Origin of the sequence: Oceanobacillus saliphilus (assembly GCF_023522835.1) — a bacterium.
Classification (GTDB): domain Bacteria; phylum Bacillota; class Bacilli; order Bacillales; family Amphibacillaceae; genus Oceanobacillus; species Oceanobacillus saliphilus.
Map to the genome: position 1 here is coordinate 1 of NZ_JALCZU010000042.1, position 432 is coordinate 432.

The 432-nt window shown below is 51.4% G+C and carries 1 protein-coding gene; it reads right to left on the reverse strand.

Annotated elements, in window-relative coordinates; genetic code table 11:
* Positions 1 to 225 precede the first annotated feature (225 nt).
* The coding region (locus tag MN204_RS21790; protein ID WP_249872894.1) for a hypothetical protein at positions 226 to 432 on the reverse strand (207 nt) is incomplete at its 5' end.

The window sequence follows — 432 nt, forward strand, 5'->3', positions numbered from 1 at the left end:
GTCACCATGGTAGGCACGGCGACTACCATCGAAAGTTGATAGGGCAGACGTTCGAATGGGTCGTCGCCGCCACGGGGGGCGTGCGATCGGCCCGAGGTTATCTAGAGTCACCAAAGCGGCCGGGGCGTCCCGAGGGGCACCCCGCATGGGTTTTGGGTCTGATAAATGCACGCATCCCCGGAGGTCAGCGCTCGTTGGCATGTATTAGCTCTAGAATTACCACAGTTATCCAAGTAGGAGAGGAGCGAGCGACCAAAGGAACCATAACTGATTTAATGAGCCATTCGCAGTTTCACTGTACCGGCCGTGCGTACTTAGACATGCATGGCTTAATCTTTGAGACAAGCATATGACTACTGGCAGGATCAACCAGATAACTATCTTAAAAGAAGAAGCAACAAGCAGTGAAAAAAGAAACCGAAATCTCTTTTT